The organism is Rhodothermales bacterium (genome assembly GCA_041391505.1).
Classification (GTDB): Bacteria; Bacteroidota; Rhodothermia; order Rhodothermales; family JAHQVL01; genus JAWKNW01.
This window is the reverse complement of sequence record JAWKNW010000046.1, coordinates 1-20,014: the sequence shown is the minus strand read 5'-3', so window position 1 is coordinate 20,014 and position 20,014 is coordinate 1. Positions and strand designations below refer to the sequence as shown.

The window sequence follows — 20,014 nt, the reverse complement described above, 5'->3', positions numbered from 1 at the left end:
AGGGCGGGTGGCGGGCTGAATAAAGCGCAGGCTCGCCCGCCAGAATACGGCACGGCGCCGCCAAGTGGAAATAGCCCAGGATGATCGGGCGCTGACCGAGCCCGCGCGGCGCCAGGGTTCGTCTGAAACATCCTTCAGACCAAACCTGCCTGAACGCCATTACCGATCCAGGGCCGTTCGGGCGGTTTACTCGAACGCTGGACCCGAATGACGGAGCAGTCGCGGCCTAGCGCACGAGCGTAACCCGCGTGGTGAGCACTTCGACCCCCGCGACGGCGCGCACCAGATAGAGTCCGCTCGGCAGCCCGCCGGCTGACAGGGAGAGGGTATGCATGCCGGCGGCCAGCGTGCCCTCCTGCAGCACCGCCACGCGCCGGCCCAGGGCGTCATAGACCGCCACCTGAACCCGTTCGCTCGCCGGCAGAGCCAGCGACACCGTCGCCGCGTCCCGGGCCGGGTTCGGGTAGACCTCCAGCGCGAGGGTATGAGGCAGCATGCCGGCCGGGGGCTCGATCGCCACGGCCTGTACCAGCGAATCCGCCCCGATCCCGATATCCCCCCACGAAGCCAGCCCCTCCGCGCAGAGCGTCGAGCCATCCAGCGTCGAGTTGTACGGCGTCCACGGGTCGCCGGCATCGGCGCGATGAACGAGCACCAGCTGCGCGGGATCGACGACCCCGCCCACCCCGGCCACATCCACGCAGGCCGTGTACACGATGCCGGCCAGGCTGTCGGTCCGCAGCGTCCAGTGGCGGTTGGAGGAGACATCGTTCGGCGTCACCGTCGAGCCATCCGGCGCGGTGGCCGAACCCTCGAACAGACCGAGCTGCGGGGCTACGTTTTCGTCGAACCGCGTGGCCACCAGCGTGCCGCCGGCAGCCGTCTTGCCCGGATTCTCCGTCGCTTCGACACTGATGCCCAGGCCATTCAGGATGATACCCAGGCTCCCCGGCGCCACCGGCGCCTCGAACGTCTTGTCCACATTCGTCACCCGAACGCAATCGCTGAACTCGCTCGTCGTACGCGTCGCCGCGGACGCCGTGGCGGTCATCGCGACGTAATCATTCAGTCCGATCGGGCCGGGCGGCAGCGTCAGCTCGAAATTCCCCGGCACGACTGCGGCGACACCCTGCAGAAGGCCTTCGGCATTCCCCCGGGCGCAGCTTTCAGAAACAAAAATGTCGACCTCCCCGGAGATCCCCTGCGATCCTTTAAACACGATCGATCCATCGACGCGACGAACGGCCGACAAAAGTGCAGGCGCCGGCGCGGCGATGAAGGGGTAATCGAGCGACTCGTCGAGCAGCTGGATCGAAGGGCCGGTGTTGCGAAGGAAATTCGTATGCCGAATCCTGTTGTTGGTCTCGCCATCGTTGGACCGGATGACGATGCCGCGCTCCCGGTTGCCCACGATGAAGTTACCCACCGAGTCTGCGCCGGCCACCCCGAGTTGCGTAAACGTATTGTCCGGAGAATCGACAATGATGACCCCACCGGACTGGTTCGGGATGTCCTGCTTCAGCTCGGCGTTCCCTCCGATGATGTTGCCGGCGAACGTTACCCCTTTCGGATTGCCGGGTTCGTCTTCCCCGGTACCTATCAGAACACCCCCACCGTTGCCGGAAATGACGTTGGCGGTCAGCCGCGCCTTCTCCCCGTCGCGGATATGTACACCGGCAAACCGATTGTCATCGGACGAAGCTCGGCCGTTGCCCAGTTCCTTCAAGCCCGAGAGGTCCGTTCCTATCCGGTTCAGGGTCACCTCGACACTGGAGGGAGAACCCGTACCGGGCGTGCCCGACGGTGCGAGGGTCCGCACCGACGACTGCAGGGCCGCCGCGATGGAGGCCCCGGGCGCAGCGAATGCCTCGCGTTTCTGGGATCCTGCTCCGAACGAAAAATCTCCGCCGATCAACAGTCCACTCCGTTCGTTGCCCGAGATCACGTTGCCGGCGCCGGGTCCGCCGATCCGTGTGCTGTCGCCCACCGCCGGCCCGTCCGTAAGCTGGCCCGGCACATAGATCCCGACGGTATTGGGGCGTGCCACCGTTCCTTCCGGATCGGTACCCAGGCGATTGCCGAGGACCCCCACGCCCTTCGCGGCAACCACGACGCCGAAGACATGCCCTCCGACCGTATTACTTACGATCTGGCTCTGATCGGCCAGCGCAACCGTGATGCCGACGGCGTCGCGTTCGGTCCGGGCCAGTTTGCCGTCGGCCAGGAGGCCGATCGTATTCGCGACGACAGCCGTCCCGCCGGCACGGGCGCCCAGGATGGTGACGCCGAAGATCCCGCGGATCCGATTCCCGTCGGCCTCCGTCGTGCCGCCGACGGTGACGCCCGCCACGCCGCCGTTGTCCGATTCGGTGACTACGGCGACGGCGGTGCCCATCCAGCCCAGCACGGCCGATGCGTCAACGTTCAGACCGATGGTGTTCGCCGCGATGGTCGATCCGTCAGGCGCGCCGGTGTTTTCGCCGAGATCCAGCAGCCAGACGCCTGCTTTCGGCTTCTCTTCCGTGGCGCCGGCCACGATGACGTTGCCTCCGCCGGCCTGTCCGATACGGGCGAACTTGGCCTCACCCGCTACAAACACCGCCTCCTGACCGCCCGCCAGCGCGACCGCGCCGGACATATCGGTGCCGATGAGGTTGCCGAGCACCTGGACGCTGTCCGCCGGCTCGGCCTTCGTACCTGTCACGTAGATCTGGTTCGCGGCGTTCGCGGCGATCACGTTGCCCGGCGCCGTACCCGGTGTACCGGTCGCGCCGCCGATCACCGTCCCGCCGGCCGAAACCACCGCGATGCCGTGATGACCCGACTCGGGCGTGTCGTCCGTCCCGTTGGCGAGCGCCGTCGTCCCGCCCGCATCCACACCGATCCAGTTGCCGAGAATCTTCACCCCTTTCGCCTCGGCGCCGGTGACGAGGATGCCGTGCGTGGTATTACCGCTGATGAGGTTGCGCTCGGCTTCTTTCGTGCCGCCGATGCGTACTCCAGGCGCATCCTCGATGTGAACACCCTCGGCGCCGTTCGCCACGGCGAAGGTGCCGTCCGCGGTCGTGCCGATCCGGTTGCCGGCTACCACGATGTTCTTCGCGGCCATACCCGAGACCGTCACGCCGGCGCCGGTGTTGCCCGAGATGACGTTCCGCTGCTCGGGCTTTTCTCCGCCGACGACGTGATCCGGCGAGCCATCGATCAGGATGCCGGTGCCGTTCCCGTCGGCCGTCACGCCGTCCGGCTGGAGGCCGAGGTAGCTGCCTTCGATGGTGTTGCCGCCTGCTCCTGCGAAGGTCACGCCGGCCGAGAATCCCCCTATGGCGAGGCCCCGCACTACCGAATCGCCGCCCTCAAGGACCAGCCCGTCGGCGCCGCCACCATGGATATGGACGAGCGGCCGATCGACATACCCTTTCTGGGTGGTGCCGTCGATTTCGATCGGTTGCGAACTGGCGGGTAATCCGCTGCTCACGGTGATGGTGTACGGCGCACTGCCGGGCAGGTCGAACTCGATGAGGTCCCGCCCTTCCTGACGCTCGGCGATCTGCAGCGCGGCGCGCAGGGTGCATTGTTCGCCCGCTTTGCCGAGGTCGGCGTCGCAGAGGTCGTCGCCAGCTTCCGCGTCCGGATTGTCGCCCGTGTCGTTGACGATGAGCCCGCGCGAGCCTGTCCACTCCAGCATGCGATTGGACAGGTAGGTAGTCGCGTTGGACTCGGCCTGGAACCGGGTGATGGCGCCGCCGTCGGCCTCCATCGTGTGCAACTCATACCCGCTCGAGATCGTCGGGCCAAAGTTGATGTAGCGCGACATCAGGGCGACCTGCGAATCGTCGCCGCTCCACTCGACGCCTTCGAGGTCGACATAGTCAAACCCGGGAATGTCGATCGCCTGGATCAGGGTGGGATCCTCGTGCATCGGCGGATCGCCGGGCACCGGCACGGTAAACAGCCGGTGGGCGGGCACTCCGGTGGCATCGATGATCTGGGTGCGCGTGAACAGGATGCGGTCGCCGGCGAAGGACCAGTCGAAGTTCTGGTCTTCGACATCCCGGATATCGGCCGTAAAATCCTCGGAGGGTGTCGTCACCTGGATATAGGGCTCGGACCCGTCGGCCTTCATGATCGCGAGCGCCGGCCACTGCCGCTCCGTATCCCCCACGTTAAACAGCAGCCACTGCCCGTCGGGCGACCATTCGGGGGCGTTTACCCAGACCCTCAGACCTTGCGAACCGGATAACAGGGGGATGGTCTCTCCGGTCTCGGGCGTATAGACATACAGCGTCTGCCCCTGATTCTCCACCCCGTTGGCCACGTAGGCGAGCCGCGTCAGGTCCGGCGACAGGGCGAGCATGCCGGCCGAGATCGGGAGCTCACCGAACGGTTCGGGATTACTGCCGTCGATGCCGGACAGCGTGAGCGTCCAGCCCGTGCCGTTATAGCTGCCCGCCACCCGTCGATTGCTGCGGATGTCGACCTTGTCCGATAGCAAGGGGTAGACGTCGAGCGGATTGACCGGCCATTCGGGGTCGTAGCCGCAGATGCGCGGCAATTCGCCTTCATAGCAAAGGGTGTAGAGCGAGGAGCTCTGGGCGAAAAGATACTGGGGACTGATGATCGCAACGAATGCGATCGCGAGAAGGGCACTACGATTTCGCACGATGAATTGGAACGGCTAAGGAGCGAAAAAGACTACCGTGTACTTCGTCACAGTAATCGCCCTTCGCCTAACCCGTTCCTCACCTGCAGCCACATGGCCAGATTTAACATGGTCACGCCGGCCGCGTTACTGTTCTAGCCGTGATAACAGAAGCCCCACGCCGCTGGCGTTGCCTTCCACGTCCTCCCCTCTAAGACGAAACGTGAAACGATCCTCCGTCCCGGCCGGAAAGCGTACGAGCGTCAGCCCTTCCGGCATGGTGAGCACAGTATCAATGCGCACCTCACGCTCGCGACCGGACAACCGCAATTCTATCTGATGTACAAACTCGGCTGGCTGCGATATGCCTTCTAGTTCACGATAAAGCTGGATCTCCACGCGCTGAATCGGGGAATCATCCGAAATGCGCGCGATAACGTGCATCGCTCCGGCCAGCGTGTCGGCGACAGCGGGCGATTCGAGCCGGACCTCGGGAGCCTTGTTATCATCGCTGAATGCGTCGCAACCCGTCAAAGCGGCCAGAGCCGTCAGGCTCATCGATAGAACTACACATCGCATCGTTTTCATTGTTAGATCCCGGTTTGGCCTGGTAGAAGCGCCTTGCCACAGTGTCTAAGGCGCAGTGCGCAGGGTTCGTAGCGATGTGTGTTCGATAGCGTGCAGAATGTGGTGACGGAGATGACCTTCGAGTGTATCGACTGCGTCAGACGGGACTACAGAACGACCCCGATGCATGTTCCTATCAGAAAAAAACTACGCCTGCCGCTCCGCCGGCTGGAGCTTCGCTTTGCGGAAATCGTGGAGCGTTTTGCGCTTGAGCGGGGTGACGAGGCTCGGGTTGAGCCGGCCCAGCCACGAGATGATGCGGGCATGCAGCGGGAAGACGATCATCGGGAGGTTCTTGGTGAGCCCGTCGATCACCGCCTCCGCGGCCTTTTTCGGCTTCATCGAGGCGAAGGGGATTTTCTTCAGCACGTCCTCGGGGCGCACGCCGCGGTATTCGGCGTGTTCGTAGATCTCCCGCTGGAGGTAGCCCGGGCACACGGTGCTCACCTTGATGCCGTAGGTGGCCGCCTCCTCGCGCAGCGAGAGCGTGAAGCCCACGATCGCGCTCTTCGACGACGCAAAGGGGGCGAGGAAGGGCGCCCCGGTCAGGCCGGCGACCGATGCCGTGTTGACGATGTAGCCCGACTTCTGCCGCTGCATCACCTTGAACGCCGCCGTAGCCGCGTAGACCGTCCCCCAGAAGTTGACGTCGAACACCCGGTGCCAGTCGGCGATATCCAGATCGTCCGTCTCGCCGCAGATCGTGATGCCGGCGTTGTTGAACAGGTAGTCGAGCCGGCCGAATTCGCTCGCGACGGACTCGACGAGATCTTCCACAGCCCGCTTGTCCGTCACATCCAGCATGACCGCCCGGGCGTTCCCCTTCTTTTCCTCAATCTGCCGCACGGTTTCCTCCGCCGCCCCCAGATCGATGTCGGCCACGACAACCGTCGCCTTGTGATGTGCCAGTTCCTGACAAAGCGCGCGCCCCAGACCGGCGCCCCCGCCGATTACCAGCGCTGTGGTGTGTTTGAAGAGATGCTGCATAAGGGTAAGCGGTTAACTGGTCACTGGTCACTGGTCACTGGTCACTGGTCACTGGTCACTGGTCACTGGTCACTGGTCACTGGTCACTGGTCACTGGTCACTGGTCACTGGTCACTGGTCACTGGTCACTGGTCACTGGTCACTGGTCACTGGTCACTGGTCACTGGTCACTGGTCACTGGTCACTGGTCGAACGCGTCGCTCCAGGCAGGTTCCCCATGCACAGTGACCGATGACCAATGTCCAATGACCGCGCCCAAAGGGCGCTCATGACACGGCCTCCGGCCGTTCATGCCCAGTGACCGCGCCCAAAGGGCGCTCATGCCCCCCAACACGTTACAAATATACAATATAGCAAAACTTTAAAACACCCTCCCTCGCGCATCCACTTCGAGCGATTCGAGCGGTTCGCCGGCCCGGGCCCAGTGGACGCGGTCCTGGAGGTTGATGCAGGGGCAGATATGATTCGGGATGACGGTCAGCCGGTCGCCGACGCGGGGGAGGGTCGAATAGCGGCTCATGTCCACCTGGCCATGCTCTTCCGTCAGCTTGCTGATCCGGGCCTCGGGGTATTCGATCACGTAGCCGTAGCCACTGTCCGGCGCCGGCCCGCAGAGGTCGCTCGTCAGCGTCTTGCTGCCGGCGTCGATCACCACCTGGCCGGGCACGGCGTCGCTGACGACGGTGCACACGATGTGCGCGGCGCATTCGTCGAGCGAGACGAACCCGCCGCGGACGGTGTTCATGTCGTTGAAAATGTAGGTCCCCGGACGGATCTCGGTCGCGTGGGACACGAAATGCGACTGATAGGCCGTGGGCGTCGATCCCCCCGACACGATGCGCGCCTCGAAACCGTGCGCGGCCCACATCGCGATCGTCTCGCCGAGCAGCAGGTCGATCCCGGAAAGCACCTCGGGATGTGTGTCGGCGGGGGACTTGATGTGGCCGGGGTAAAACATGAGGCCGTCGAGCCGGAGACCGGGGAGCATGTCGACGTGCTGGGCCAGTTGCAGCGCCTCCGCCGGCGACTGGACGCCCGTGCGCCCCAGCCCCACGTCGATATCCACCAGGATGCCGATCGTCGAACGCGCGGCGGATGCCGCTCCGGACAGGATGCCGGCCGCGTAGAGCGAGTCGACGCCGACGCGGATCGTCGTGGTCTTCGCCAGTTCGGCCAGTACCGCGCAGCGTTCCGGCTGGACCGCCGGGTAGGCCATCAGGATGTCGCCTGCCAGGCGCGCCATCACCTCGGCCTCGCCGGGTTTGGCGACCGTGAGCCCGATGGCCCCGGCCTCCAGCTGCAGCGCCGCCAGATGGAGCGACTTGTGCGTCTTGATGTGCGGCCTGAGCTTGATGTCGTGTGAACGGGCGTAGGCCGCCATGGTCTCGATATTCTGCTGGACGATGCCGGCGTCGATCGAGATATACGGGGTTGGGATGGACGTGTCTCTCACCGGTTTCCTCTCAACTCAGGTACTGCGGGTGCCGGCCTCGATTTCCAGGCCGAGCAGGTCGCGCCCCTGATCGACCAGCCGATTCACCTGCTTCAATCCTTCCATCGACTCCTTGCATACCTTGCCCAGCTCCTCCAGTTTGATCCGGATGAAGTTGGCCGAGCCGATGATCTTGAGGGCCTCCACGATGTCGTTCCCCAGCCGGATGCTGGCATCCAGATCGTCGATGCACCGCTGGGCTTCCTGCGCCTGGACGTCGTATGCGCGCTGGGTGTCGTCCAGATAACTGAGCGTCTGATCGCGGATATACGGATCGTTGATCGCCTGGGCCCGGAAGCGGAGCTGCTCGAGCATGGGGTAATAATTCTGGTTCAGGTCGTCGAGGCTGGCCCGCAGCTGATTGACGGCCACATTGGCCTGCTCCCACTTCTCGATGAAGGCGACCGTTTCCTTCTCGTTGAACTGCACCTGCGCGCTGAACAGGATGTTTTGCTGCGACTCCGTCGCCTCCTGCATCACGCGCTGCACCTGCGTCTGCTGCGTCTCGACACCCTGGATCGCGCGGTTGAAGCGCGCGGCGAGCGCGTTGTCGCCGTTGGTATTGGTGGCCGTGCACCCGGACGGAATGACGAGCAGGAAGACGAGCAGCGGAAGCCAGGACAGCCACCGCGCCGTTGTACGACAAGTACCTAGAGACGACGGGCACATAACGTTGACCGAATCGACCAGGAATAAAACGAGGCGTTTCACCCTTCCGGTCCGCACCCGTTTGCGAGCCCCCTGAACGTGAAACCTGAAACCTGGAACTACAACAGAATAACGCTCTGCGTGCGTTAACACAACGACGGCCGGCTCATGCGGCGATAGCGACGCTACAACGCCGGCCGGCCAAAGAAGGTTTGCACGACCTGTCGCGGCGGCGGCGGCGTCGCCATCGTGGCGACCAGGGCGCCGATCAGCGAGGCGGCGAAGCCCCAGATCAGCGGGTCGAGCCCGGCCGGCCTCCAGGGCTGCGTGGTGCCGGTGGCGACGAAGCCGACGACATACATCGCCAGGTACGCCCCGAACCCTCCGAGCATCGCGGCGAGCGCGCCGGCCTTGTTGAACCGCGGCCAGTAGAGCCCGAGCGCCATCGGGGCCAGAAAGGCGGCCGACAAGCCGCCGCCGCTGAATACGATCACGTATTGCAGAAACTGGGGGGGATACAGGGCGCCGACCGTAGCGAGCCCCCCCACGATGAGCGTACACGTATAACTCATCGCGCGGACGCGCGCCTCGGATACCGACGGATTGACGTGCTGCTGGTACATGTCCCGCACGACCGACGACGCGATCATGAGCAGGAAGCTGTCCACCGTCGACATCGCCGCCGCGAACGGCGCCGCGATGATGAGGCCGGCCAGCCACGGCATCCGGGCGGCATCCGCCAGCGTGAACGCCATCAACGGCATGATCCGGTCGGCCGACTGATCGATCCCGGGCACGATCAGCCGCGCACACACGAAGATCACGACGAGCGGCAGATAGATCAGGGTAAAGTAGATGGACAGCGCCGCGATGCCCCGCTTGAGCGTCTGCGTCGAATCAAACGCCATCAGACGCACCATATTGCCGGGTTGACCGGTGCCCGAGAGCGCCCAGAACACAAAAAACGACAACGCCAGCCCCAGCGGCAGAAAACCGCCGGCATCGGTCGGGCTGGGCCCCGGCGCGCGCACGTAGACGCCCGCCTCGCCAGCCCCGGCCGCATACGGCCGCATCGACACGACGCGGGCCGCGACACCCATCGGCAACGCAGCCGGCCTGCCCCCCTCAAACCCCGCTTGGACCGCGGCGATCTCCTCCGGGGTGGTCAACGCGACCGCCACCACCGGCGCCGAAACGGTCTCGCCGGCGGGGATGAACGCCGACTGGTTGGCGCGGAGCAGGGTCTCGCCTCCGGCGGCCGAATCCGCCACAGCGACCCAGGTATCGACCGGCACCAGGATGCCCGGCGCCTCGGCCGGCGTCGCCCGTTCGTAGACGATCTCGGCGAGCAGCGGCGGGGTCATCGCGTCGAGCGCCTGCGTCGCGCGGTCCAGGCCGCCCACCTGCTGCAGCGTCAGCACCAGCATCACGATGACACCCACCGACATCACCGCGCCCTGGAGCATGTCGGTCCACACCACCGCCCGGAACCCGCCGAACGTCGTATAGACGATCACCAGGACGGCGAAGACGAGCAGACAGAACACGTACTCGGGGCTCTCGCCCCCCGGAACGCCGCCGAAGGCGTTCGCCATCCCGACCGCCGCCGTGTGCATCGCCGGCACGTCGCGCAGCAGCTGCTCCATGATGATCGCCGCGAGCTTGAATTGCGGGATCAGGTAGACGAGCAGCATCGCCGCGATAAACCCTGACGCAAGCAGCGCCAGGGCCGGGCTGTCGAAGCGGGCGCGAAGGATATCCGGCAGGGTGATGGCCCCGGATCGACGCGAGAAGACGTTCAACCGCTTGCCCAGCAAGCCCATCCCGCAGAGCGGGAAGATCATGTAGCTGGCGATCCAGAGGGCGAGCGACCATCCATGCGTATAGATCAGCGCCGGAAAGCCGGCGAACGACCCCGCCGAGGCGCTCGTCGCCCCGTAGGTCAGCGCCAACGCGAACATCCCCAGCTCCCGGCTCCCGAGGAAGTACTCGCCGAGAAACGAGGCCCGCCGCTTGCCGGCGATATGCGCGAACCAGGCGAGCGAAAAGACGAGCAGCGTGTAGATGGAGAATACGACGAGCGCCACGACAGTCAGGGTCTGGGAGCCGCCGGCGACTCAGGCCCATCGGATACGGCGTCGTCCGCCATCCCGCGCAGCGCAAAAACGACCGTAAAGACCGTCGATGCCAGCCACGGAACGGCGACGCCCCAGAACACCCACGCCGGCCACCCCAGGACGCGCCGCGCACCCCACACCGACTCGCCGTACCCCATCCACCAGGACACGCCTACGGTCCACACCATGCTGACGAGCCAGGCGCCGAGGATGGTCCAGGCTTCGCGCCGGGCGCGGAGAAAGGCGGGGTCGGGGTCGAATTCTGTCATGCCTCAGGCCTGGAGTTCCAGGATCATCTCGATCTCCGTACAGGCGCCGCGGGGCAACTGCGCCATCCCGATCGCCGTGCGAGCGCCGACGCCGGCGTCGGGGCCGAAGATGTCGATCAGTAGCTGCGAGGCGCCGTTCACCACGACGTGCGGCTCGGTAAAGTCGAGATCCGAATTGACGTACCCGGTGACGCGCAGCACGCGCGCGATCCGGTCCAGCGACCCCAACTCCTGGATCACCATGCGGAGATTGTTCGCGGCGCACAGAGCGGCCGCCGCCTGCGCCTCCGCGACGCTGACCTGCGAGGGCACCTTGCCCGGACTGACCAACTGGCCGTGCGCCACAGGCACCGCGCCCGAGACATACACGGTCGTCCCGTGCACCACAACCGGTTTATAGATGGCGCCGGGCCCGGGGATGTCGTTCAGGGGATATCCCAGGTTCTCGAGTTTTTTGTCGCGTTCTCCCATGATCATCGGATGGATTGGATGGCCTCAGCGGGTGAATATGGGATACAATCCGGCGAAAAGCAATCAATCCGGATCAGTCGTGCAATGGCACGAGACCGTCGAGGCGAATGCGGTATCCTTCCACCTGATCTGCTCCGGTGTCATAGACGAGGCAGGTCGCCGGCACGTCGGCGCGCGCCCCGGGGTCGTAGCCCATCACGGCTCCGGGATTCAGCAGCCAGGTATCGCCCTCGCGATGCACGGCGTACCGATGGTTGTGGCCGTAACAGACGAGATCGTACGCGCCCGAATCCGCAAGCCCGCGCGCGATGTCCGGGTAATGGTTGGCGGCGATGCGCAGACCGTCCCAGTCCGCCCGGAGCAGTTCGCCGTGCAGCGTGACGTGCGGATACCGGGCGGCTTGCTGGGCGATGCAGTAGAGATCGCCGTCGTTGTTGCCAAAGACGATGTCGATGGGGCCGGCATAGGCCTCGGCCAGCAGCCCGACGACAAACGGCGCGCAGAGGTCGCCGCAGACGACCAGCTGGTCGGACGCCGGCCGGTGCTCCAGCAACGCGCCGAGGTTCCAGATGTGGTCGTGGATGTCCGAGATGATCAATATGCGCATGGTAGGGTCTCGCTAGCGGACGTGGGCATCAATCGGGAAGGACTTCGCCAAAAAACCGAAGCCAGTTGCCATAAAAAATCGCGTCGATATCGGCCGGCGCAAAACCGCGCGCCGCCAGGATACCCTCGAGCTTGCGGAGGTCCGCGATCGTGTCGAGGTCGCGCGGGGTCTGCTCGGTACCGAATCCCCCGTCGAGGTCGCTCCCGATGGCGGCATGCCGCGCGTTGCCGGCCAGGTCGCAGACCCGCTCGATGTGGTCAGCCACCGCCTCCAGGCCCACGACATCGGGCTTCGTCTCGCTGCGGACCCACCCGGGATACAGCATCCACGCATCCAGCGCGGCGCCGATCACGGCGTCGCGGTCGATGAGCCGGCGGATGTGCGCGTCGGGCAACTGCCGCTGGTGCGGCACCAGCGCGCGGCAGTTATGATGGCTGGCAAGCACGCGGCCCTGGTAGCCGTCCAGCGCCTGATCCATCGCCTCGTCGCTCAGATGCGTCACGTCGAGCGCCATGCCGAGGCGTTCGAACACGCGCAGCAAGGCCAGGCCGCGTTCGTTGATCGGGCCGGCGACGCCCGTGCCGGCGGCGTAGCGGCCGAGCCCGTAATGCGTCACGCCGGCGGCGCGAAGCCCGTCGCCCCACCACGCCTCGGCCTGTTCGGGGCGCACCATCGGGTCGCACCCTTCCATGCTCAGGATGATGCCGGGCACGCGGGTCGCCCCGGTCTCCCAGGCTTGCCAGTGCGCGGCGAGGTCGGATTTCGTCCGCAGCATCCGGATGAGCCCGTCTTCCTCGAGCAGCCGGTAGTACGCGCGCTGGGCCTGGGCGGCCGCGTGCGCGATGGCGGGCGTCGCATGCTCCAGGTCGGTGCGCTTGTAGCCGTTCTGGGGCGTCTGGGCGGCGCCGCTGCGGGCGAGCAGCGTGGCGACGCACACGGCGACGCCGGCGTCGGCCAGTTCGGGCAGCGTCGTGGTGCAGCGGCCGCGTCCCGCGACGTCGGTCATGTGCGCTTCGCGCCGGCGCAGTTCGCCGACGGTCAGGGTGAGATCGCGGTTATACGAAACCGCGTTCCAGGCAAGGTCGAGATGGGCGTCGAAAATCAGGCGCATGGGGATGGGGTATCACAGTTTTCGGAGCCGGACCTCCTCCACCGCGTGGTTGGGTCCCTTTCGCAGGATCAGGTCCGCCCGATCGCGGGTCGGGGCGATGTTCTCGACGAGGTTGCGCGCGTTGATCTCGCGCCAGACCGTCTGGGCGAACGCGTCGGCCTCCTCGAACGAGAGGGCGGTGTAGCGATGAAAATACGAGGACGGGTCGCGGAAGGCCGTCCGGCGCAGCGTGTGGAACCGTTCCAGAAACCACTGCTCGATCAGCTGCGGATCGGCATCGACGTAGAGCGAGAAGTCGAAGAAGTCGGACACGTACACCGGCATACGCCCCTCGCTCGGCGCCTGCGGCGTCTGCAGCACGTTGATCCCTTCGATGATGACGATATCCGGCTGGCGGATCTCGACGTATTCGCCGGGCAGGATGTCGTACGTGTGATGCGAATAGATCGGCGCGCGGACGACGGGTTCGCCGGCTTTGAGCGCGGCGACGAACGCGACGAGCCGGCGCTGGTCGTAGCTCTCGGGAAACCCCTTGCGCTTCATCAGCGACTGCGCTTCCAGCCGCTCGTTGGGATACAGAAAGCCATCCGTCGTCACCAGGTCGACCCGCGGGTGGTCCGGCCAGCGGGAGAGCAGCGCCTGCAGGATGCGCGCCGTCGTGCTCTTGCCCACCGCGACGCTGCCGGCCAGGCCGATGATGTAGGGCACCTTCGCCGCGGGATCCCCCAGAAAGGTCGCCGTCGCCCGATGCAGCCGCTGCACCGCCGCGACATACAGGTTGAGCAGCCGGGACAGGGGCAGATACACGTCGACCACTTCGCCCAGTGACAGATTCACATTGAGCCCCCGCAGGTGCTCGAGGTCGGCCTCCGTGAGCGTCAACGGCGTATCGTCGCGCAAAACGGCCCATTCCTGCCGGCTGAAGTTCACATAGGGGGAGTACACGGGCGCTGCGCGTTCAGGCATGGAGGATTCGACGGGGAGACCGCATGGAAGCTACGAAAATATTCCCCTCCGAAGCATGCAACATGTCCCCCGGCCTGCCGTAACTTTTAGACGATTGACGAAATATCAAAATGAACGCCGTATTCAAAGCCCTCAACGATCCCACGCGACGCGCGATTCTGGACATGTTGCGCAAAGGCGACCTCACGGCCGGCGAAATCGCGGACGCGTTCCAGATCAGCAAGCCCAGCATTTCCCATCACCTGGATCTGCTCAAGCAGGCCAGCCTGATCGATGCGGAGCGCGAGGGACAGTTCATCCGGTATTCGCTCAACACGACCGTCCTGGACGACACCCTGCAGTGGCTCCTGGCGCTCGTACAATCCAACCGGGATACCAATCATCATGAAGACACGTGAGTTGATCAAAACAGACTGGCCGGCGTGGCTCCTGCTCGCCCTTCCGTTCGTCGTTCTGGCGGTGATATGGGATCGGCTCCCCGACGAGTTGCCGGTGCACTGGAATGCGCGTGGCGAGATCGATCGCTACGACGCCAAGGGGTTCAGCGCCTTGATGATCCCGCTGATTGGCGTGGGTAGCTACCTGCTGATGCTGGCCGTTCCCTGGATCGACCCCAAACGGCAAACCGACGCCAACCAGAAGGCCATCCGGGCTTTCCGGTTCATCTTTCCGCTGCTGATGACCAGCATCTTCGGCGTCCTGTGCCTGAACTGGCTGGGCTATGCCATCGATATGGGCCAGACCATCTTCGTGCTGATCGCGGCGCTATTCCTGGTGATCGGCAACTTCCTGGGCGCGATCAAGCCCAACTATTTCATCGGGATCCGGACGCCGTGGACGCTCGAGTCGGCCGACATCTGGCGGAAGACCCACCGCATGGCCGGCAAGTTATGGGTTTTCGGGTCGCTCGTGATGATCGCGATCTGGTTTTTCGTGCCCTCGACCGCCTATCCCACGGTCTTTATCGTCGGCGTGGTGATCCTTACGCTCGTGCCGGTGGGATACTCCTTCTACCTGTATATGGCCGCGAAGCGGGCGGCCCGGTCCGAGTCATAAACCGGACGCCCGGGCGCGTTCACGCTTCCGGGTGGGCGGCCATGAACCGCTGGGTCAGCGCGCGCCGTTTTTCGTAGGCTTCGCGCGCGATCTGGACGTCCTCCAGGAAATACGGGAGCTCGTCCATCAGCAGCGCCTGCGGGCCGTCGACCAGCGCCTTGCTCGGGGCGGGGTGAAAATCGACCAGCACCATGTTCGCGCCGGCGACGATGCCCTGGGCGGTGGCGTGAAAGACATCCAGCATCCCGTCTGGTGCCGCCTGGCGGGAGCCGACGGAGTGCGATGGATCGACACACACGGGCAGCCGCGTGAGGCGCTTCACGACCGGGACGTGCCCGAAATCCACCATATTGCGATGCGGGCTGGCGAACGACGCCTTCATGCCGCGGAGGCAGAAGATGATGCGGGAATTGCCGTAGGTGGCGAGGTACTCGGCCGCATTGAGCGATTCGGTGAGCGTGATGCCGAAACCGCGTTTGAAGAGGACCGGGTAGGTCTGCTGCCGGCCGATGAATTTGAGCAGTTCGAAGTTCTGCGTGTTGCGGGTGCCCACCTGGAGCATCACGCCGGTGGGCCGGCCGAGGCGTTCTAGCGCGGCATCGATCTCGTCGATATGGCTCTCGTGGGTGATCTCCATCGCGATCACCTTGATGCCGTATTTGCCGGCGAGCTCGAAGACGTACGGAAGGCAATCCTTCCCATGGCCCTGGAACGAATAGGGGTTCGTGCGCGGCTTGTAGGCGCCCATCCGGGTGCACACCTGCCCGTTGGCCTGCAGCGCCTGCATCATCCCTTCGACATGCTCCGGCGTATCCACGGCGCAGAGCCCGGCGAAGATGTGCAGGTTATCCTGGTTGAAGGTGACCCCGTTGTACGTAAACCCGTTGGAGCGCCGGCCATCCTTGTGCCGGCCGATCATCCGGTATTCCTCCGAGATGCGGACGACGCGTTCCACCGCCGGCAGGGCCTGGATATCCTCGGCATTGAGCGCGGCGGTATTGCCGATCAGGTAAATCTCCGTGAGCACCTGCATCTCGCCGTGCACGAGGTGTTTTTTTACCTCGATGCCGGGCAGTTCGTTGAGGTGTTTCCAGGTGAGCGCGAACGCTTCCGACGATTCGTCCGTGTTCGGATGGAGGAGTACAAGCATGGGATTCTGGGCGTGGAACGGTGGCGGGGGATGAAAAGGTACTCGTTTTCCGCCGGCGGTTTCAAGCAACGCAGATGAAGATTTGACCCCTGAAAGGGCTTCCAGCAACCCATCCATGCAGCGGAATGCCGGTTTTGCGCCTTTTTAGGGCGGTGGCGTGTTCGCGCCGTTTTTCGGACCCGCTGTAGCGCAAAACAAAACGGACGATCACTCGTCTAAGCCCCTCATTCACACCGTTCCCGTCTTACATTCATTCGGAAGCGGCTTTTAGTTCACTGCCTTCCGGGATGTCCTGGGGCGTGTCGTATTTGAGAAAGGACGAGGGCCTACGGGCCAGCAGGAAATCGACACGCCTGTTCTATTCAAGACGATATTGATGGTGCCCACCGATCGCCTGTACGACGGAGCACCCGATTCCCTTCGTTCGGATATAACCATCGAGCGGTTCGCGCCGGCTCTACGACGCCGCGCTGTTCCCTTTCTGACTTCGCTCGATACCCACCAGCACGTCGATTGCGCTTCGCTGCGCTTGCCGGAGTCACGACAAACCTCTACATGAATTTTGATCAGCTCGACCTGAGCAAGGACGTCCTCCGCGGCGTCGAAGCTACGGGTTACACTACACCTACGCCCATTCAGCAGGCGGCCATTCCGGTCATCCTGGACGGCAAAGACCTTATCGGATGCGCCCAGACGGGCACCGGCAAGACGGCGGCTTTCGTGCTGCCCCTGCTCGACCGGCTCGCCGCGTCGCCCCGCACGCAGGGACCGCGGCGCGTCCGCGCCCTCGTCGTCACCCCCACGCGCGAACTCGCGCTGCAGGTTGACGAAGCCGTCCGCACCTACGGCAAGTTCACGCCGTTCCGCAGCCTGCCGATCTACGGCGGCGTGGGCATGTCCCCGCAGTTTCAGGGGTTGCGCCGCGGCGCGGACATCATCGTGGCCACGCCGGGCCGGCTCATCGATCACCTCGAACGCGGCAGCATCTCGCTCTCGCATTGCGAAGTGCTCGTGCTGGACGAAGCCGACCGCATGCTCGATATGGGCTTCATCCATGACGTCCGCAAGATCGTCGCTGCGACGCCGCGGAAGCGGCAGACCCTGCTCTTCTCGGCCACGATGCACGGCCCCGTCCGCCAGCTGGCGGACAGCATCCTGCAGCAGCCGGAGTTTATCGAAATCGGTCATCGCCGCAACCCGGCGGACACCGTCGAGCAGGCAGCCTGCCTGATCGATGAGGCCGCCAAGATCGATCTCCTGTACCACGTGCTGGAAACGGAGGACGTCAATAACATGATTGTCTTCTCCCGCACCAAGCACCGGGCCGACCGCATCACGCGCCGGCTCAACCAGGAAGGCTTCTCCGCCGTCGCGATCCACTCGAACCGCAGCCAGGCCCAGCGCCAGAAAGCGCTCCAGGGCTTCAAGCTCGGCCGGTTCCGCGTCCTCGTGGCCACCGACATCGCCGCGCGCGGCATCGACGTGGAAGGGATCACCCATGTGATCAACTTCGATACGCCGAATCTTCCCGAGAGCTACATCCACCGGATCGGCCGCACCGGCCGCGCCGAGGCCACCGGCCGCGCGATCACGTTCGTGACGCGGGATGAGATGGCGTATCTGCGCCAGATCGAGTCGTACACGGGCCACAAGATCGAGCGGATCGCATACGCTCCGTTCGCGGACCGGCAATATGATGAGCCGCGCCGGCACGAGCAGCAGCATGCGCCCGAGCGCGCGGCGCGCGGTCACCAGAAGGCCGGCAACGGCCCGCAGCGGCGCAACAACAACCGCCGCTCTGGCGCACGTCCGAAAAATCGGTAGTCGACCGAATCGTCGGCGTGGCGGGCAACCTTGCGGTGGCCCGCTGCGCCGGCGGTTCGATCAGCCCTTCAAACTGGCCATGATCCGTTTGACCGCGTCGCGCTTGACCCGGTCGACGCTCAACGTGGGCGGCAGCTGCCGGTACAGCAAGCTGTAGACGACCCCGTTCAGCATGGCGAAACAGGTCGCGCACGCCAGGCCGGCGTCCTCGACCGTCGCCAATCCCCCCGCCGCACATTCCCGCAAGGCCTCGGCCGCCAGATCGTATCCCGGCATCGCCCGATGCAAGCCCGCCTGCCCGTCACCGCCGGCGCCCGGCCCCATAAAGAGAATTTCAAACATCGCCTGGTTATTCAACCCGAATTCCAGCGAAGTCCAGAGCAGCGCCTCGAAACGGAGCAGTGGATTGGCGTGCTTGCGGGCAATCTCTTTCGCGATCCGGTAATGGAGCCGCGTCCCCTCCTCGACCAGCGCGGCGACGATCTCTTCCTTGTTCTTGAAATAGTAGTACAGGGTCGACGCCTTGCAGCCGGCCTCGGCGGCAATCTTGCGCATCGATACGTGATCGAACCCCTGTTCGAGCAAGAGCCGGCGCGAGGCATCGAGAACCGTCGATTTGAATTCGGGTTGTTCCATGGACGGGCCTGGGGAGCGCGGTGAAGGGATGATCCGTAGAGTACACCGTGAAACGCTCGGGATCAAGCGGACTACGGCGCTTTCGAGGCTTTCCTGGTTACCGGAACGCCTTTGCGGATATACCCTCTGGACGCCGGCCTCGGGAACCCTGTCAGACCCGGACCCTTTACCGCCGTCCTGCTCCGCCAAAACCCCCGCACGCGAACGCCGAACGCACCATGCGCGCCCTCCCTCCCCTCGCGGCAACCCTGTTGCTCCGTCTCATTCTGTCGACGCTCGTCGCCCTCCCCCTGGCCCTCCCTGCGCGCGCGCAGCATTCCGTGGCGCGCGCCTGGAACGAGGTGCTGCTCGAAGGCATCCGCAACGACTTCGCGCGGCCCACCGTTCATGCCCGCAACCTCTTCCATGTCTCCGCCGCGATGTACGACGCCTGGGCCGTCTACGACGCCGGCGCCGACACCTACCTCCTTGGCAAAACACTCCACGGTTTCGATTGCCCGCTCGCGGGCATCCCGGCGCCGGCCGACACCGAAGCGGCGCGCCGCGAAACCCTCGCTTTTGCGGCGTTTCGCCTGATACGCCACCGCTTTCGCAACGCGCCCGACGCCGAAGCTACCTTCATCCTGGCGGACTCCCTCCTGCGCGCGCAAGGCTTTTCGCCCGTGATCGTGGACACCGACTACACCTCGGGCTCGCCGGCCGCCCTCGGCAATTATCTCGCGCGGTGTTACATCGACTACGGGCTGCAGGATGGCTCCAACGAAGCGAACGCGTACGCCAATCTCGATTACGAACCCGTCAACCCGCCGCTCGTCCTCGACCAGTCCGGACCAACCGGCCTCGTCGATCCGAATCGCTGGCAGCCGCTCACGCTCGAGGTCTTCATCGACCAGAGCGGCAACGTCATCCCGCGCTCCACGCCCGACTTCCTCGGGCCGGAGTGGGGCAACGTCCAGCCATTCGCGCTCGACCCGGCGTCGCGCACTGCCTACGATCGCGCCGGCTTCCCCTACCCCGTCTACCACGACCCCGGCGCGCCCCCGCTGATCGGCGGCGAGGCCGGCGCGGAGTATCAGTGGGGCTTCGCGATGGTGGCCGCCTGGTCCGCCCAGCTCGATCCGCATGACGGGGTTATGTGGGATATCTCGCCGGCGTCCATCGGCAACGTTCCGGCCCTGCCCGAAGCCATCGCCTCTTACCGCGACTTCTACGACCTCATCGAGGGCGGCGACACGAGCGCCGGCCATGCGGTCAACCCCTACACCGGGCAGCCGTACGCGCCGCAGGTGGTGCCACGAGGCGACTATGCGCGCGTGCTGGCCGAATTCTGGGCGGACGGCCCCGACTCGGAGACCCCTCCCGGTCACTGGTTCACGATCCTGAACTACGTCAACGATCACCCCGCGCTCGT

The 20,014-nt window shown here is 65.0% G+C and carries 17 protein-coding genes; 4 read left to right on the top strand and 13 right to left on the bottom strand.

The window, feature by feature from the left end; all coding sequences use genetic code 11:
- Positions 1–226 precede the first annotated feature (226 nt).
- The 11 genes from R2834_23945 to coaA form a co-directional block, all read right to left on the bottom strand.
- Positions 227–4,663 carry a T9SS type A sorting domain-containing protein gene (locus R2834_23945; protein MEZ4703404.1) on the bottom strand — a complete coding sequence of 1,479 codons (4,437 nt, stop codon included), beginning with the start codon at positions 4,661–4,663 and terminating at the stop codon, positions 227–229.
- 126 nt (positions 4,664–4,789) lie between these two features.
- Complete coding sequence (locus tag R2834_23940) at positions 4,790–5,200, bottom strand: hypothetical protein (GenBank protein ID MEZ4703403.1); 411 nt, start codon at positions 5,198–5,200, stop codon at positions 4,790–4,792.
- A 216-nt stretch (positions 5,201–5,416) separates the two neighbouring features.
- Positions 5,417–6,256 carry an SDR family oxidoreductase gene (locus R2834_23935; GenBank protein ID MEZ4703402.1) on the bottom strand — a complete coding sequence of 280 codons (840 nt, stop codon included), beginning with the start codon at positions 6,254–6,256 and terminating at the stop codon, positions 5,417–5,419.
- A 361-nt stretch (positions 6,257–6,617) separates the two neighbouring features.
- Positions 6,618–7,709, bottom strand: coding sequence for an alanine racemase (locus R2834_23930; GenBank protein MEZ4703401.1), 1,092 nt, complete (start codon positions 7,707–7,709; stop codon positions 6,618–6,620).
- A 15-nt stretch (positions 7,710–7,724) separates the two neighbouring features.
- Complete coding sequence (locus tag R2834_23925) at positions 7,725–8,459, bottom strand: hypothetical protein (protein MEZ4703400.1); 735 nt, start codon at positions 8,457–8,459, stop codon at positions 7,725–7,727.
- A 122-nt stretch (positions 8,460–8,581) separates the two neighbouring features.
- Positions 8,582–10,483 carry a hypothetical protein gene (locus tag R2834_23920; GenBank protein ID MEZ4703399.1) on the bottom strand — a complete coding sequence of 634 codons (1,902 nt, stop codon included), beginning with the start codon at positions 10,481–10,483 and terminating at the stop codon, positions 8,582–8,584.
- 5 nt (positions 10,484–10,488) lie between these two features.
- The gene (locus R2834_23915) at positions 10,489–10,782 is read right to left on the bottom strand and encodes a hypothetical protein (GenBank protein ID MEZ4703398.1); all 294 of its coding nucleotides are present in this window, start codon (positions 10,780–10,782) and stop codon (positions 10,489–10,491) included.
- A 3-nt stretch (positions 10,783–10,785) separates the two neighbouring features.
- A complete protein-coding gene (locus R2834_23910; protein ID MEZ4703397.1) occupies positions 10,786–11,259 on the bottom strand; it encodes a RidA family protein in 474 nt (157 codons plus the stop codon).
- Between the two features lie 67 nt (positions 11,260–11,326).
- Entirely contained in the window at positions 11,327–11,860 is a 534-nt protein-coding gene (locus tag R2834_23905; protein MEZ4703396.1) for a metallophosphoesterase family protein, read from the bottom strand.
- A 28-nt stretch (positions 11,861–11,888) separates the two neighbouring features.
- Positions 11,889–12,971 carry a membrane dipeptidase gene (locus R2834_23900; GenBank protein ID MEZ4703395.1) on the bottom strand — a complete coding sequence of 361 codons (1,083 nt, stop codon included), beginning with the start codon at positions 12,969–12,971 and terminating at the stop codon, positions 11,889–11,891.
- A 12-nt stretch (positions 12,972–12,983) separates the two neighbouring features.
- Entirely contained in the window at positions 12,984–13,937 is a 954-nt protein-coding gene (gene coaA, locus R2834_23895) for a type I pantothenate kinase (GenBank protein ID MEZ4703394.1), read from the bottom strand.
- A gap of 110 nt (positions 13,938–14,047) precedes the next feature.
- On the opposite strand from coaA, the gene R2834_23890 reads away from it, so the two are divergent.
- Positions 14,048–14,335, top strand: coding sequence for an autorepressor SdpR family transcription factor (locus tag R2834_23890; GenBank protein ID MEZ4703393.1), 288 nt, complete (start codon positions 14,048–14,050; stop codon positions 14,333–14,335).
- The gene (locus R2834_23885; GenBank protein MEZ4703392.1) at positions 14,322–14,993 is read left to right on the top strand and encodes an SdpI family protein; all 672 of its coding nucleotides are present in this window, start codon (positions 14,322–14,324) and stop codon (positions 14,991–14,993) included. Before R2834_23890 ends, R2834_23885 begins: the two co-directional genes overlap by 14 nt.
- Before the next feature lie 19 nt (positions 14,994–15,012).
- On the opposite strand, the gene R2834_23880 is transcribed toward R2834_23885, so the two are convergent.
- Positions 15,013–16,143, bottom strand: a complete 1,131-nt coding sequence (locus R2834_23880) for a hypothetical protein (GenBank protein ID MEZ4703391.1) — start codon at positions 16,141–16,143, stop codon at positions 15,013–15,015.
- Positions 16,144–16,698: 555 nt separating this feature from the next.
- On the opposite strand from R2834_23880, the gene R2834_23875 reads away from it, so the two are divergent.
- Positions 16,699–17,967 (top strand): DEAD/DEAH box helicase, encoded by a 1,269-nt coding sequence (locus R2834_23875; GenBank protein ID MEZ4703390.1) that lies wholly within the window; start codon positions 16,699–16,701, stop codon positions 17,965–17,967.
- Between the two features lie 60 nt (positions 17,968–18,027).
- On the opposite strand, the gene R2834_23870 is transcribed toward R2834_23875, so the two are convergent.
- A complete protein-coding gene (locus R2834_23870) occupies positions 18,028–18,603 on the bottom strand; it encodes a TetR/AcrR family transcriptional regulator (protein MEZ4703389.1) in 576 nt (191 codons plus the stop codon).
- Positions 18,604–18,821: 218 nt separating this feature from the next.
- Here R2834_23870 and R2834_23865 point away from each other — a divergent pair.
- On the top strand, positions 18,822–20,014 hold a 1,193-nt coding region (locus R2834_23865; protein ID MEZ4703388.1), incomplete at its 3' end, for a hypothetical protein.